At 60.0% G+C, this 15,069-nt stretch carries 15 protein-coding genes; 9 read left to right on the forward strand and 6 right to left on the reverse strand.

The genetic code is table 11. From position 1 onward, the window contains the following. Positions 1 to 157: 157 nt before the first annotated feature. The 5 genes from PseuLF5_RS02845 to PseuLF5_RS02865 all read left to right on the forward strand — a co-directional run bounded on the left by PseuLF5_RS02845 (position 158) and on the right by PseuLF5_RS02865 (position 3,689). Complete coding sequence (locus PseuLF5_RS02845; RefSeq protein WP_123469197.1) at positions 158 to 874, forward strand: helix-turn-helix transcriptional regulator; 717 nt, start codon at positions 158 to 160, stop codon at positions 872 to 874. 53 nt (positions 875 to 927) lie between these two features. Beyond that, positions 928 to 1,269: a nuclear transport factor 2 family protein gene (locus tag PseuLF5_RS02850; protein ID WP_123468987.1), complete on the forward strand. Its 342-nt coding sequence runs from the start codon at positions 928 to 930 to the stop codon at positions 1,267 to 1,269. A gap of 22 nt (positions 1,270 to 1,291) precedes the next feature. Continuing rightward, on the forward strand, positions 1,292 to 2,410 hold the full coding sequence (zapE, locus tag PseuLF5_RS02855; protein ID WP_340132886.1) for a cell division protein ZapE: 1,119 nt from the start codon (positions 1,292 to 1,294) through the stop codon (positions 2,408 to 2,410). An 18-nt stretch (positions 2,411 to 2,428) separates the two neighbouring features. Then, positions 2,429 to 3,010, forward strand: coding sequence for a DinB family protein (locus tag PseuLF5_RS02860; protein WP_123468983.1), 582 nt, complete (start codon positions 2,429 to 2,431; stop codon positions 3,008 to 3,010). Between the two features lie 181 nt (positions 3,011 to 3,191). Then, complete coding sequence (locus tag PseuLF5_RS02865; protein WP_123469195.1) at positions 3,192 to 3,689, forward strand: GNAT family N-acetyltransferase; 498 nt, start codon at positions 3,192 to 3,194, stop codon at positions 3,687 to 3,689. Between the two features lie 85 nt (positions 3,690 to 3,774). Here the strand turns inward: PseuLF5_RS02865 and PseuLF5_RS02870 are convergent, their stop codons facing one another. From PseuLF5_RS02870 to PseuLF5_RS02880, 3 genes are all read right to left on the reverse strand, one after another. Next, a complete protein-coding gene (locus tag PseuLF5_RS02870) occupies positions 3,775 to 3,984 on the reverse strand; it encodes a hypothetical protein (RefSeq protein ID WP_267801865.1) in 210 nt (69 codons plus the stop codon). 173 nt (positions 3,985 to 4,157) lie between these two features. Beyond that, positions 4,158 to 5,906, reverse strand: coding sequence for a phosphoethanolamine transferase CptA (locus PseuLF5_RS02875; protein ID WP_336346637.1), 1,749 nt, complete (start codon positions 5,904 to 5,906; stop codon positions 4,158 to 4,160). A gap of 194 nt (positions 5,907 to 6,100) precedes the next feature. Next, on the reverse strand, positions 6,101 to 6,280 hold the full coding sequence (locus tag PseuLF5_RS02880; RefSeq protein WP_123468977.1) for a DUF6026 family protein: 180 nt from the start codon (positions 6,278 to 6,280) through the stop codon (positions 6,101 to 6,103). A gap of 274 nt (positions 6,281 to 6,554) precedes the next feature. Here PseuLF5_RS02880 and gnd point away from each other — a divergent pair, with 274 nt between their 5' ends. From gnd to PseuLF5_RS02895, 3 genes are read left to right on the forward strand one after another with little or no spacing between them, the layout of a single operon-like run. Further along, entirely contained in the window at positions 6,555 to 7,535 is a 981-nt protein-coding gene (gene gnd, locus PseuLF5_RS02885; RefSeq protein ID WP_123468975.1) for a phosphogluconate dehydrogenase (NAD(+)-dependent, decarboxylating), read from the forward strand. Continuing rightward, complete coding sequence (gene zwf / locus PseuLF5_RS02890; protein WP_340132887.1) at positions 7,532 to 9,055, forward strand: glucose-6-phosphate dehydrogenase; 1,524 nt, start codon at positions 7,532 to 7,534, stop codon at positions 9,053 to 9,055. The genes gnd and zwf overlap by 4 nt, the downstream gene beginning before the upstream one ends. Then, positions 9,052 to 9,861 (forward strand): HAD family hydrolase, encoded by an 810-nt coding sequence (locus tag PseuLF5_RS02895; RefSeq protein ID WP_340132888.1) that lies wholly within the window; start codon positions 9,052 to 9,054, stop codon positions 9,859 to 9,861. The genes zwf and PseuLF5_RS02895 overlap by 4 nt, the downstream gene beginning before the upstream one ends. 60 nt (positions 9,862 to 9,921) lie before the next feature. On the opposite strand, the gene nhaB is transcribed toward PseuLF5_RS02895, so the two are convergent. The 3 genes from nhaB to PseuLF5_RS02910 all read right to left on the reverse strand — a co-directional run bounded on the left by nhaB (position 9,922) and on the right by PseuLF5_RS02910 (position 13,373). Then, positions 9,922 to 11,424: a sodium/proton antiporter NhaB gene (gene nhaB / locus PseuLF5_RS02900; RefSeq protein WP_340132889.1), complete on the reverse strand. Its 1,503-nt coding sequence runs from the start codon at positions 11,422 to 11,424 to the stop codon at positions 9,922 to 9,924. Positions 11,425 to 11,535: 111 nt separating this feature from the next. Then, entirely contained in the window at positions 11,536 to 12,825 is a 1,290-nt protein-coding gene (locus PseuLF5_RS02905; RefSeq protein WP_340132890.1) for a hypothetical protein, read from the reverse strand. A gap of 281 nt (positions 12,826 to 13,106) precedes the next feature. Continuing rightward, a complete protein-coding gene (locus tag PseuLF5_RS02910; RefSeq protein ID WP_123468967.1) occupies positions 13,107 to 13,373 on the reverse strand; it encodes a hypothetical protein in 267 nt (88 codons plus the stop codon). Positions 13,374 to 13,728: 355 nt separating this feature from the next. Between PseuLF5_RS02910 and PseuLF5_RS02915 the strand changes: the two genes are divergently transcribed. Further along, a complete protein-coding gene (locus PseuLF5_RS02915; protein WP_016983762.1) occupies positions 13,729 to 15,054 on the forward strand; it encodes a sigma-54 dependent transcriptional regulator in 1,326 nt (441 codons plus the stop codon). Positions 15,055 to 15,069 lie beyond the last annotated feature (15 nt).

Here is a 15,069-nt window from a genome sequence, read left to right on the forward strand (position 1 = left end):
CATCCTTTACACCTGTTAAACGTAAAGGATGTAGCCGGTCTTTATCCCCACTGCCTGCTCCCACCACTGAATGCCGTTGTTCATCCAGGCTCCTGCCATTTCCTGACACCAGCCTCTGCTAAGCTGCGCGCACCTTTCCGTGCAGAGCCTGAACATCGTGTCGCGTACCACTCGTCTTTTGACTTTGCTGCAGGTTTTGCGCGGCAAGAAACGTGCGGTGACCGCCGCGAGTCTGGCGGCCGAGCTGGAAGTCTCCGAGCGCACGCTCTATCGCGACATCGCCGAGCTCACCGCGCTCGGCGCGCCGATTCATGGCGAGGCGGGCATTGGTTATGTGTTGCGCAGTGGTCTGTTTCTGCCACCGCTGATGCTCAATGCCGACGAGACCGAGGCCATCGTGCTGGGTCTGCGTTATGTCGATCAGCGTGGCGACGAGGTCTTGGGCAAAGCCGCCGCAGACGCCTTGGCCAAGATTGCCGCAGTGCTCGATCCGCAGGCCCAGGAGGCGCTGCGCAATCCGACGGTGATGCCAGGACCGCCCGGTTACGGGTTTCCGCAGAATGCCGTGGCGTTGAATGTGTTTCGTCACGCGATCCGCGATCAGGCCAAGTTGCATATCGACTATGCCGACGCCCGCCAGATGCCCAGCCAGCGACTGATCTGGCCATTAGCGCTGGGGTTTCTCAATGAGGTGCGGATCATCGTCGCCTGGTGTGAGTTGCGCAGCGCCTACCGTACGTTCCGAACCGACCGCATCAGCGCTGCCAGTGCGCAGGGCGAGCGCTATCCGGGCCGGCGCAGCGACTTGCTGCGCACTTGGCGTGAGCAAATGAAACTGGATGAAAGCGGACGCTTCACTGCTGACAAAAACTGACGCAGGGCTGCTTTAGGATGGCGCCAGAACCCGACAAAAAAGGAGCTGCAATCATGTCCCATCCCGTCTCTACCCTGGCCCCGGCCATCGCGGCGTACCTCGACGCGGCCAACGCGCGTGACACCAGCCGCGTCGCCAGTTTCTTTGCCGAGGATGCCAACGTGTTCGATGAGGGGCAGCATCAGGTCGGTCCACGCGCCATCGCGCAATGGATGCAGGACACTGCGCAACGCTATCAGCCTCGGGTCGAGGTGCTGGACGTCCAGCAGCGCACCGGCAAGGTGCTGGTACACGGCCTGATCAGCGGAACGTTTCCTGGCAGTCCGGCGCAATTGCGCTACACGTTCCGCCTCAACGAACAGGGCAAAATCGCGCGGCTGGATATTTCCCTGTAGCCATCGTGGCATACTGCCGCGCATGACTTTTGACTCTCCGCTCAGCGCCTGGCAGCACGCCATCGAACACAAGGGCTTCATCCAGGATGAGGCGCAGGAACATGCCGTGTTCGCCCTGCAAAAATGCCATGAAGCCCTGCACGCCGGTGCCCGTTCGGTCACCGGCGTTTATCTGTGGGGGCCGGTCGGGCGCGGCAAGACCTGGCTGATGGACCAGTTCTATCAGAGCCTGCGGGTGCCAGCGCGGCGTCAGCATTTTCATCACTTCATGGGCTGGGTGCATCAGCGCTCGTTTCAGTTGACCGGGATCGCCGATCCGCTACGGGCACTGGCCAGGGAACTGGCAGCGGAAGTTCGTGTGCTGTGCTTCGATGAGCTGTTCGTCAATGACATTGGCGATGCGATCATTCTCGGCCGCCTGTTTCAAGTGATGTTCGATGAAGGCGTGGTGGTGGTCTGCACCTCCAATCTGCCGCCGGACGACCTGTACGCCGATGGCTTCAATCGCGACCGGTTTGTCCCGGCGATTGCGGCGATCAAGGCGCATATGCAAGTGGTTGCGGTCAACGGTGCCGAGGATCATCGCCTGCACCCGGGGGCGATCGAGCAACGCTACTTTGTCGCCACGCCTGGCTCGACCAGCGCCTTGGGCGACGTCTTTCAAGCCCTGACGGCCGGGCAAACGGCCCATCCGGAACCGGTGGCGGTTGGGCATCGTGTTCTGGACGTGGTGCAGGCCAGCGAGAGTGTGCTCTGGTGCCGCTACGCCGACCTCTGCGAGCAGCCTTTTGCCGCGATGGATTTCATCGCGCTGTGCGACAACTATCGGGCTATTCTGTTGGGCGACGTGCCGAACCTCAGCGCTCGCAAACGCGAGGGGCGCATCGCCCGCGGTACCGAGGACGGAGCCGAGCGGGTCGTGGCGGGCGATCGTGAGCTGCCGCAATTGTCGGTTCATGACGACGGCGTGCGGCGCTTCATCGCGCTGGTCGACGAGTGCTACGACCGCAAGGTGCCGCTGTTTGTCGAGGCACAGGTGCCCATGGACGCGTTGTATACCGAGGGTTATCTGGAGTTTCCGTTCCGCCGCACCCTCAGTCGTTTGCAGGAGATGCAGTTGCAACGCTTCGCCGAAGCCTGAAGTGAGGAGGGCGCAATCATGCCGCAACCGCTGTCCCACCATCTGCTGACCCAGGCCTATCAGAATGCCTGGGCCAATCACCGCCTGGCCAAGGCCTGGTCGCAACTGCCCGACACCGAGCTGGCAGCGCCGCGAGTGAGCTTCTTCCCGAGCATTCGTCTGACCCTCAATCACATCCTCACCTGTGACTGGTTTTACGTCGATGCGCTGGAACGTGAGCTGCGAGGCGCCGAGCCGCATCCCGATTGCTACGTGTTTTTCAATCAGGACGAGCCATTCACCGACGCCGCAGCACTGCGTGAGGAGCAGACCCACGTTGACCGGCGCCTGATCGCCTATTGCGAACAACTGCGCGATGCCGATCTCGGCCGGATCGTCACCATCGCCCGCGACACGCCGCAGCACGACAGCCGCTTGCGCCTGCTGTCGCATCTGTACGAACACCAGATTCATCATCGCGGCCAGGTGCATGCGATGCTCAGTGGTACATCGGTCAAGCCGCCGCAGCTGGACGAGTTTTTCTGCGCCGGTGAGGCCCGGTTGCGGGCGCAGGACTTTGCCGAACTGGGGTGGACGGAAGAGCTGATCTGGGGCCATTGAATGGCACGGCACAAAGCCCAAGATCGGCGCATGCGGCCGCGCGTGCAGGTCACTCGGTGCAAGCGCTGCCGAATCTTTGGTTTTTTATAATTGCCGCCTTGCACACGTCCGCGTTAAGGTCGAGACAGCCTTTCAGCCCGCCCTTTGCGTGCCGGGGCTCATCATGTGTTTGGGGATGGAAATGGATTCCGCAGAAATTCTTGTACTTCAGGCCAGTTACAGCAATCCACTGCACGCCGAAGCCATCGGCATTGTGCTCAATCATTACGCCGAAGACCCGATGGGTGGCGGTCAGCCACTTGATCCCGACTTGCTGCGTCGATTGCCCGAAGAACTTGCCCGCCGACCGCACGCCTTCAGCGTGCTGGCGTTCGTGGGCGGTGAGCCGGCCGGGTTGGTGAACTGCTTCGAAGGGTTTTCCACGTTCGCCTGCAAGCCACTGGTCAACGTGCATGACGTGGCAGTGGTGAGTCAGTTTCGCGGTCTGGGGCTGAGCCAGAAAATGCTGCGCAAGGTCGAGGAAATCGCCCGCCAGCGTGGCTGCTGCAAGATCACCCTGGAAGTGCTGGAAGGCAACGCCGTGGCCCAGAATGCCTACAGCAAGTTCGGTTTTACGCCGGGCATGTTCAACCCCGATCACGGGCGCATGCTGTTCTGGATCAAGACTCTGCAGGCATAAAAAAAGGCGCCCGCCATGGGCGCCCAACTGTCTCCTCCCGGGCCAGAGCGGAGCCACGGGAGGTCCATCGGTTGCTCGGTAAACCTCAGTTGCGATAAGACTCGGTGACTTGCGCCGTCTGATCGGCGGGAACGCGAATCTCTCTGGCGTCGGCGTCGTTCGCCTGCGCGCTTTGCGTGGTGTGGACCGGGAAGTGATCGAAGTAGTGACGCATGCGCTCGGCGCCGCCTTCGGCAAAGGCGCTGGCTGATCCGAGGGCAAGCAGCCCGGCAAGTAATACGGTGGTGATTTTCATGGTGCCTCCTACTGAACAAGTCGGAGCCGTTCATCCATGAAACAGAACTCGGGACTGAGTCTGTGGGCGGTTGATTAACTCGGGGTTAACACCGTTGACGGGAGGGGTAAGGCGCAGGTGAGGGTGGTTTCGCGAGCATGAAAAAGGGGCCGGTTTCGGCCCCTTTTGTCAGGTTACTTCTGGACGATATTCGCCGGGGCGGGATCGGCTTTTTTCGGCTTCATCAGGCTGAAGTCGATCAGCGAGCGCTGTTCCGTCTGATACGGATCGCCGATCAGCAAAGGGCGAGCCTTGAAACTGTCACTGACCAGGCTCTTGCTGCGGTCCAGCTCATCGAAGCTCAGCCCGGCCATGTCGGCCCAGGTGTGGATCAGATGCGAGCTGCTGTAAGGACGATCCAGGTCCGCCGCGAAGTTCCAGTCATGGTTCTCGCGCCATTTCGGCGAAGCCCAGGCCATGAACGGAATGGTGTACATCGGTGCGGTCGGCTTGTTTTCGTTACGCCCCAGGGTGTTGTGGCCGGCCGAGTCGAACACGTCTTCACCGTGGTCCGACAGGTACAGCAGGAAGCCGTTTGGATCGGATTTTGCGTAATCCTTGATCAGACTCGACACGACAAAGTCGTTGTACAACACGGCGTTATCGTAGCTGTTGTAGGTCGGGACCTGGTCGTCACGCACACCGGCCGGTACACCGTTGCGATCCTGGAACTTGTCGAAGCTCGGCGGATAGCGGTACTGGTAGCTCATGTGAGTGCCGAGCAGGTGCACGACGATCAATTTGCGCTGCGCCGGATCGTTCAGGGCCTTGTTGAAAGGCTCGATCACGTCGCCGTCGTACTGGGCGGCGTTCTGGTTGCGGTTGTTGTTCAGGTACACCTGCTCGTCGGCCTGTTCGGAGAAGGTCGTGAGCATGGTGTTGCGCTTGGTCATGGTCTGCTGGTTGGTGATCCAGAAGGTCTTGTAACCGGCCTGTTTCATCATGCTGACCAGCGACGGCGTCGTCAGGTACAGATCCGGGTGTTCTTCGTCAGCGAAGGTCAGCACCTGCTGCAACGCCTCGATGGTATAGGGGCGCGGGGTGACGACGTTATCGAATACCGCCAGCTGATCCTTGAGCTTGTCCAGTTCCGGCGTGGTATTACGCGGATAGCCGTAAAGGCTCATGCGCTGACGGTTGGTCGATTCGCCGATGACCAGCACCAGGGTCTTCGGCTGATCGGCCGAGGCATCCTTGAGGTTTTTCAGAGGCGGGATCTTGCTCACGTTGTGCAGCATGCCCTGCATGTCGGCGAGGGTATCCAGATAACGGTGATAGGCCACGGCCATCTGCCATGGCACGGCTGGCTCGATGCGGGTTTCGAATTTCTCAAAGCCTTGTGCGAAGGAGCCCATGCGTATCGTCTGTTTGACCAGCGGGTAGCCGACCACGGCGACGACGATGGCGACGGCCGCCACCAGGGCGCGACCACGGGGCATGTACACCGGACGCAAGCGAGTCCACAGGAAATAGGCGAACGCGGTATGGGCGAGGAACGCGACCACCATCCACCAGGCAAAATACTGAGTCATGTATTCGCCGGCTTCGGACACGTTCGACTCGAACATGATGAAGATGACGCTCTGGGAGAATTCCTGCTGATAGATGAAGAAGTAGCCCAGACTGGCCATCGAACAGGCCCACAGCACCAGGCCGATCAAGGCGGCCAGCAGTTTTGTGCGCTTGGGGAACAGCAGCATCGGTGCCAGCCAGAGCGCGCTGGTGAAGAACGCTTGACGGAATCCGCTGAAGCCGGAGGTGCCGGTCAGCTGGATCAGCAGTTGGGTGATGCCGGAAAAATACCAGAAGAATACAAACAGCCAGATAAAACCGGCCCAGTCGAAACCTGTCGCAGTCGTTTTGCTGCGTTTGAACAATGCCATTCGGCGCTCCAGCTGACTCGTTTACAACCACCGCCGGGACATTCATGAAGCCGACGAACGAAGGCCATACGCGAAGGTACGGCCAGAATGGAGGCGGAGTATTACGAAGAGAATGTGAAAGTTTTGTGAGTTGCCGAAAGCGGCCGGGGGTAGAGCGTAGGGAACCGCGGTGACGGTTCCCGAGAAAAGAGGGATCAGGCGTGTGGGTGACGCTGAACGACCGGCACCGGTTTCGACTGCAGGCCGTGGGCCATCTGCAGTTGGGCCAGTTCCTGCTTCAACTGGTCGCGCTCGTCTTTCAACTGACGCAATTCATCGCGACGGATTGTCACGTACAGGGTTTGTGGCGGCATTGCTGTGTGTACTGTGCCCATTGCTCACCTCGCAAATGGCGTGTCTCAACTGTAAGTAGCCCCCGGTTTCGAGGTGCTCACTTACTATCGGCGCCGATTTTGATTTCTTTTGCCTGTGAATGGAACTTTTTTATTTTTCATGGTCGGTGTGTCTTCGGCAGGATTCGGGGCGTTATCAGTCTGGATCGGGCACAATGCCCGGAAACTTCATCGCAACGCTCTGGACTAACCTCCATCAGTCGCGTTGGGCTATAACCAATGACACACATTTATTTGTAGTAAGGAGCATCAGCACATGCAACTCGGGATTATTGGACTGGGCCGCATGGGCGGCAATATTGCGCGGCGTCTGATGCTCAACGGTCACACCACCGTTGTTTACGACCGCAATACCGCTTTCATCGACAACCTGGTCGCCGAGGGCTCCACCGGCGTCGCCGACTTGCCGGCACTGGTTGCCGGCCTGGCCAAACCGCGCGCGGTCTGGGTCATGCTGCCGGCCGGCGCGCCGACCGAAGACACCATCAACACCCTGAGCACTTTGCTCGAAGCCGGCGACACCATCATCGACGGCGGCAACACCAACTATAAAGATGACATTCGCCGCGCCAAGGCCTTGGCCGAGAAGGGCCTGCACTACATTGACGTCGGCACCTCCGGCGGCGTCTGGGGCCTGGAACGCGGTTACTGCATGATGATCGGCGGCGACGCCGAAACCGTGCAGCGTCTCGATCCGCTGTTCGCCGCACTGGCGCCGGGCATGGGCGACATTCCGCGCACCAAGGACCGCAAGTCCGAGGATCACCGCGCCGAGCACGGCTATATCCACGCCGGTCCTGCCGGTGCCGGGCATTTCGTGAAGATGATCCACAACGGTATCGAGTACGGCATGATGGCGGCCTTCGCCGAAGGCTTCGACATCCTCAAGACCAAGTCCAGCGAACGTCTGCCGGAAGATCAGCGTTTCGATCTGAACGTGGCCGACATCGCCGAAGTCTGGCGCCGTGGCAGCGTGGTTTCGTCGTGGTTGCTCGACCTGACCGCTGATGCGCTGGCGAGCGATCCTAAGCTTGACGGCTTCTCCGGCTCGGTAGCGGACAGCGGCGAAGGCCAATGGACCATCGAGGCTGCCATGGAACAAGCGGTGCCGGTCCCGGTGCTGTCCAACTCGCTGTTCTCGCGCTACCGCTCACGCGGCCAGGGCACTTTTGGCGACAAGATTCTTTCGGCCCAGCGCTTCGGCTTCGGCGGCCACGTGGAGATACCGAAGAAATGACCCATACGATCCGCAGAAAATCCAAGGCAGAACCCGCACCACCGACCACGCTGTTTCTGTTCGGTGCCCACGGCGACCTGGTCAAGCGCTTGCTGATGCCGGCGCTGTACAACCTCAGTCGCGACGGCTTGCTTGACGAAAATCTGCGGATCGTCGGCGTTGATCACAACGCCATTACCGATGAAGCCTTCGCGCAAAAGCTCGAAGATTTCATCCGTACCGAAGTGGCGGCGAAGGTCGGCAAGGGCGATCAGATGCTGGATCCGGCCTTGTGGGCCAAGCTCGCCAAAGGTATCAGCTACGTCCAGGGTGATTTCCTGGACGACAGCACCTATTCCGCGCTGGCGGCGAAAATTGCCGACAGCGGCACCGGCAATGCGGTGTTCTACCTGGCCACCGCGCCGCGTTTCTTCAGTGAAGTGGTGCGCCGACTGGGCAGTGCCGGTTTGCTTGAAGAGACTCCCGAAGCATTCAGAAGGGTGGTGATCGAAAAGCCGTTCGGCTCCGATCTGCAAACCGCCGAAGCGTTGAACGCCTGTTTGCTCAAGGTGATGTCCGAGAAGCAGATCTACCGGATCGACCATTATCTGGGCAAGGAAACCGTGCAGAACATTCTGGTCAGCCGGTTCTCCAACAGCTTGTTCGAAGCGTTCTGGAACAACCATTACATTGACCACGTGCAGATCACCGCCGCCGAAACCGTCGGCGTTGAAACCCGTGGCAGTTTTTACGAGCACACCGGCGCACTGCGCGACATGGTGCCCAATCACCTGTTCCAGTTGCTGGCGATGGTTGCCATGGAGCCGCCGGCCGCGTTCGGTGCCGATGCGGTGCGTGGCGAGAAGGCCAAAGTGGTCGGGGCGATTCGCCCGTGGACCGTCGACGAGGCGCGAGCCAATTCGGTGCGAGGCCAGTACAGCGCCGGCGAAATCGACGGCAAGGCGTTGAACGGTTATCGCCAGGAAGCCAATGTTGCTCCGGACAGCACCACGGAAACCTATGTCGCGCTCAAAGTCATGATCGACAACTGGCGCTGGGTCGGCGTGCCGTTTTACCTGCGCACCGGCAAGCGCATGAGCGTGCGCGACACTGAGATCGTCATTTGCTTCAAACCGGCGCCGTACGCGCAGTTCCGTGACACCGAGGTCGACGAACTGCAGCCGACCTACCTGCGTATCCAGATCCAGCCCAACGAAGGCATGTGGTTCGACCTGTTGGCCAAACGCCCGGGACCCGCGCTGAACATGGCCAATATCGAACTGGGCTTCGCCTACAAGGATTTCTTCGAGATGCAGCCGTCGACCGGTTACGAGACGCTGATCTACGACTGCCTGACCGGCGACCAGACCCTGTTCCAGCGTGCCGACAACATCGAGAATGGCTGGCGCGCCGTGCAACCGTTCCTCGACGCCTGGCAGCAGGACGCGAGCGTGCAGACCTACGCCTCCGGTGAAGATGGCCCGCAAGCCGCCAATGATCTGCTGACTCGCGATGGTCGCGTCTGGCATGGTCTGGGATGAGTCAGTCGATCCGCTTTTTGCTCAGCGACATGGATGGCACGCTGTTGCTGCCTGATCACAGCCTGAGCCAGCGCACCATTGACGCCGTGCGCTCGTTGCGCGAGGCCGGCGTGTTGTTCAGCCTGGCGACCGGGCGCCCGCCGAAGGCCATGTTGCAGCAGATCGAGGCCTTGGGCGTCGATCTGCCGACCGCGGCTTTTAATGGCGGCACCCTCGTCAATCCTGACGGCAGCTTGCTGGTGGCGCATTACCTGCCAGCGCCGACGGCGTTGATTGCCCTGGCAACGTTCGCCGATCAACCGGATGTGGAAATCTGGGTGTTCAGCGGTGGCGACTGGCTGCTCAAGGATCCTCACGGCCCGATGGTGCCGCGCGAACAACACGGCCTCGGTTATCCGCCGGTGGTGGTCGAGAGTTTCGAGCCGTACCTGGAGCGCATCGACAAGATTGTCGCCACCAGCCACAACACGGATCTGCTGATCGAGCTTGAGGCGCGTCTGCAGGAGAAGGTTAACGGCATGGCGCAGGTCTCCCGTTCGCAACCGGTGTATCTGGACGTGACCGCGCTGGAAGCCAACAAGGGCAGCGCGCTGGCGACCATTGCCGCGCATCTTGGTATTGCGCTGGAACACACTGCTGCGATTGGTGATGGCGGTAACGACCCGGCGATGTTCCAGTGTGCCGGGCTGTCGATTGCCATGGGGCAGGCGGAAGAAGCGGTGAAGCGGCAGGCCGATGTGATTACCGGGCCAAACACTGAAGATGGCGTGGCGCAGGCCATCGAGAGATACATCCTCCCGCGCTGAACAAACGCAAAAACAACTGTAGGAGCGAGCAGGCTCGCTCCTACAGATTATTCGCTGTGATTACAGCCAGTAGCTCACGCCATACCAGCCCAGCAACCCCATCACAAAGGTGTACGGCAACGCCATCCACACCATCCGCCCGTACGACAGGCGCACCAGCGGTGCAATCGCCGACGTCAGCAGGAAGAGGAACGCGGCCTGGCCATTGGGCGTCGCCACGCTCGGCAAATTGGTGCCGGTGTTGATCGCAATCGCCAGCGTCTCGAAATGCTCGCGGCTCATGTGGCCGGCGAGGAATGCCTGCTTCACTTCGGTGATGTAGATGGTGGCGACAAACACGTTGTCACTGATCGCCGACAACAGGCCGTTGGCAATGAACAGCATGCCGGGTTGCTGATCGGCCGGCAGCGCCAGCACCCACTCAATCAGCGGTGCGAACAGTTGTTGGTCGTGAATCACCGCCACCACCGCAAAAAACACCACCAGCAACGCGGTAAACGGCATCGCGTCCTTGAATGCACTGCCTAGACGATGCTCGTCGGTGATCCCGGTAAACGCGGTGATCAGCACGATCACCATCAAGCCGATCAGACCGACTTCCGCCACGTGAAACGCCAGACAACCGATCAGAATCAGCGCCGCGGCACCTTGCACCAACAGTGCAGCGCGTTGGCGCGCCGTGCGCTCGGCGTTGTCTTCGGCGGCGTAGTTGGCCAGGACGGCGCGCACGTTGTCAGGCAGCAGCGTGCCGTAACCGAACCAGCGCAGCTTCTCCAGCAACACACAGGTCACCAGACCCGCCGCCAGCACCGGCAGCGACACCGGCGCGACTTTCTGGAAGAACTCGCCGAAGTGCCAGCCCATCTCATGGCCGATCAACAGGTTCTGCGGCTCACCGACCAGCGTGCACACGCCGCCCAGTGCGGTGCCGACCGCGCCGTGCATCAACAGGCTGCGCAGAAACGCACGAAACTGTTCCAGATCTTCGTGATGCAGCTTCGGCAGGTTCTGGTCGTCGCCAAACTCACTGTCCTGACGTGGGTCATTGCCTGAGGCGACGCGGTGATACACAGAATAGAAGCCCACTGCGGCGCTGATGATCACCGCCGTCACGGTCAAGGCATCGAGAAACGCCGACAGAAACGCCGACAAAAAGCAGAACATCAGCGCGAGGATCGCTTTCGAGCGCACGCCGAGCAACAGTCGCGAGAACAGGAACAGCAACAGATCCTTCATGAAGTAGATGCCCGCCACCATGAACATCAGCAGCAGGATTACCGGAAAGTTGTGCACTAGTTCATCGTAAAGCGCCTGCGCGGTGGTCATCTTCAACAACAGCGCTTCGATCAGCAACAGGCCGCCGGGCATCAGCGGATAGCACTTGAGCGCCATGGCGAGGGTAAAGATGAACTCGATCACCAGCAACCAGCCTGCGGCGACCGGACCCACCGTGAACAGCACGAGGGCGTTGAGAATCAGGAATCCGACGATGGTCGCCTTATACCAGCGTGGCGAGTGCCCGAGAAAATTATGCGCGAACGCCTGGGCCATTGAACCGGACATCGGTTGCTCCTTGTATTTAGAAGCGAGCAAGTTGCCGGATGTGTCTGACAAGTTCAAGTCGTGAATGGCGAAACACGTTCCTCAATACCGTAGGCGCTGCCGAAGTGGGCATTACTGATTGAGGTACCGCGTAACCATTGCCCGGTAGTTGCCATCCAGCGAATAACCGCCGACGAGGAGAGCGCCATCCGCCTGCACGGCCAGCGAATTGGCGGTGTCCAGGCTGCGGCCCAGACGTGTGCGCAACCAGCCGCGACCTTCACCGAAACTCGGATCGAGATGACCGTCAGGGCAGTAGCGGGCGACGATGAAATCAGCCTCGAACCCGCCGATGGTCGCGCCGACCGCAATCAGACGGCCGTCGGCCATGCGCTGCGCCGCGCTCCACTGACAACCGCTGGAGCCGATTTCCAGCAGCTGTGGCAGGCCGGCGTTGTGGTGCTGGTCGGGGCGTCCGTTGGTGTGCAGGCTGAGCGCCAGGCAACGGATCGGATCGCGGCTGCTGCCGAAACAATGCAGCGCTTCGGCGGATTCCAGCACCTGACTGACCAGTGCACTTTTGCCGTGGGCTTTGAATGCAAGGAAGCCGTCCACTGCGAAACGTTCGTCCAGACGACCATCGGGCAGGTAACGCGCCAGCAGGCCTTCCTGAGGAAAGTCGATGGAGCCGGCGACCACGATACGTCCGTCGTCCTGCAGCAGCAGGCTACTGAGCCAGGTATTGAGCAAGAGATGCCGGATCATGACGAAGCCACGACCGTTGAACGACTGGTCCAGGCGCCCGTCGGGCTTGAGGCGGATCAATATGCCGGCATGGTCGGCGAGTTCGAAGTGATGATTGGCGATCAGCAGGATATGCCCGTCTGGCTGGACTGCGAAGTCGCAGGCCTCGGCGCCCGGTACGCCCGGTGGCAGCCAGCTGTCGCGGGTGCCCATGGACAACTCGCCTGGCAGGCGGACGATTTGCCGGCCGTTATCGCCGAAGGACTGCTGCAGATGACCGTGGGTATCGAACAAGGCGAGGGCGGGCAAGGTGCGATGGCTGTTTTCATAATGCAGGCCGGCCAACAGGATGCGCCCGTCAGGCAGCGTCTGCACTTTGCTGGCGGAGGCTTCGAAGCCTGAGGCAAACGCGTCGATCACGCTGCCCTGATGACCGAAGGTCAGATCGGCGGAGCCATCGGCGAGCAATCGTGCCAGGCCGAAGCGGCTGCCTTCGGCGATGCCGACTTTCGCCGCCACAAGGATTCGGCCTTGGGCATCCAGTGCGACACCCTGTGTCAGGCTGGACAGGCTGCCGGCAAAGTACACCTGGGCGACACCGCTGCCAGCGAATGTCTTGTCGAGTTGACCGGCATTATTCGATAACGTCGGGAGGGCATAGGCGTTCAGGCTGGACATGCACGCTTCTCCTTGCGAGTTGACCAACGCCGCGAGCCGGCCGGCAAACTGCATGAGCGAAACATTCAATCCCTGAACAGCATGAAGTACAACTGTAAGAACTAACAGGTGGAGGGTCACACTGTGCCAGAACAGTGTCTTTTTGAACCAATAGCAAGCCTGCCAAGCAGTTACGCTTGAACCCGTTGCAAAAGTTGTACAGGCGTACGCGAAATTAAATCGCTATGGCAACTAACAGGAAGCGGGCGGATAACTGAAAAGTTATCCGCATCATCCCGCTATCAATGTGGCATCGACCAGGATTGCAGCATGTAACCTTCTTCGCTCAGTTCGGCGCGAGCCTGTTGCAGCAGTTGCTCGAGTTGGGCCGGGTCGGAGTAGGCGCTGCTCGGAATCTGTTTGCGGCCGATGTGCGAGTTGGTGCGGTCGATAACGGTCAGGCTCAGTTCGCCATTGCCGTCTTGTGGAGCCCAGGCCACGCATTGAAAAGGTTTAAAGGCGTGGTTGGCAATCAAAAGAGCTTCGTTGATACGGAGCGGGGCGGTCATGGGGTCTTCTCTCTGTAGTGCCCAATCAAGTGATATGCCGTCGGTTGGGCTTACCGTTCGGCTGGTTACTTGTACTGATGCACGCAACCCTCTGACAGGTCACACATGTCACAAAGAAATTTCAACTTTCTTTCATATCGCTGGTTTTATGAGTGCTTTTGTAAGCTGGATGAAAGCTTCATGGCCCAAATCAGTCGATAGCTAACTAACAAAGCCGCTGCTTATAACTAGTTAACCTGTACACCTATAAGCAAACGATACAAGGTCCTGTCAAATTCTTGCTAATGTTACAGCCAGGTCTGCCAAATGACTGTTTTTAAAACCTTTTCCTAAAATTTGGCGCCAAGGAACAGTCATGAGCGAAGCGCCTGCGTTACGACGTTTACTGGTGGTCGATCCTTGCGACGACTGTCACCGATTATTGCCCGGTTTACGCGCGGTAGGGTGGGATGTCGACAGCTGTACCCTGGAAAATGCTGCCGACCGCAGTTGTGATGTCGGCTTGCTGCGCTTGCAGCCTTTTCACCTCGAGCGACCCGAAGCCGTCAAGGAACTGATCAGCCGCAGTGGCACCGAATGGATTGCCGTGCTGAATCAGGAAGTTTTGCGGCTGCAGAACGTCGGCGACTTCGTTTGCGAATGGTTCTTCGATTTCCACACCTTGCCGTTCGATGTGTCGCGGGTCCAGGTCACTCTTGGCCGCGCCTTCGGCATGGCGCGCTTGCGCGGGCAGGGGACGATTCATGTCGACCAGCCCGAACACGAATTGCTGGGTGACAGCAAACCGATCCGCGAGCTGCGCAAGTTGCTCAGCAAACTGGCACCGACCGAATCGCCGGTCTTGATTCGCGGCGAAAGCGGTACCGGTAAAGAACTGGTCGCGCGCACCTTGCACCGTCAGTCTCAGCGCCACAGCAAACCGTTTGTGGCCATCAACTGCGGGGCGATACCCGAGCACTTGATTCAGTCCGAGCTGTTCGGTCACGAGAAAGGCGCCTTCACCGGCGCGCATCAGCGCAAGGTCGGGCGCATCGAAGCGGCCAACGGTGGCACGCTGTTTCTCGATGAAATCGGTGACCTGCCGCTGGAATTGCAAGCCAATCTGCTGCGCTTTCTACAGGAAAAACACATCGAACGGGTGGGCGGCAGTCAGCCGATCCCGGTCGACGTCCGGGTGTTGGCGGCGACCCACGTTGATCTCGAAGCCGCTATCGAGAAGAAACGCTTTCGCGAGGACCTGTATTACCGCCTCAACGTGCTGCAAGTGGTCACGGCGCCGTTGCGCGAACGCCACGGCGACCTGTCGATGCTGGCCAACCACTTTTCCCACTTCTACAGCCACGAAACCGGCCGACGCCCGCGCAGTTTCAGCGAAGACGCATTGATTGCGATGGGCAAGCATGACTGGCCAGGCAATGTGCGGGAACTGGCCAACCGCGTGCGTCGCGGTCTGGTGCTCGCTGAAGGCCGGCAGATTGAAGCCCGCGATCTGGGACTGATCAGCCAGCACTCGATCGCCACGCCGATGGGCACCCTGGAAGATTACAAGACTCGCGCCGAACGCCAGGCGCTGTGCGATGTGTTGAACCGGCATAGCGATAACCTGAGCGTTGCGGCCAAGGTACTTGGGGTTTCACGGCCGACGTTTTATCGCCTGCTGCATAAACACCAGATTCGCTAGACGCCGAAGATCAAA

The sequence above is a fragment of the Pseudomonas sp. LF-5 genome (assembly GCF_037626295.1).
Taxonomy (GTDB): Bacteria; Pseudomonadota; Gammaproteobacteria; order Pseudomonadales; family Pseudomonadaceae; genus Aquipseudomonas; species Aquipseudomonas monsensis.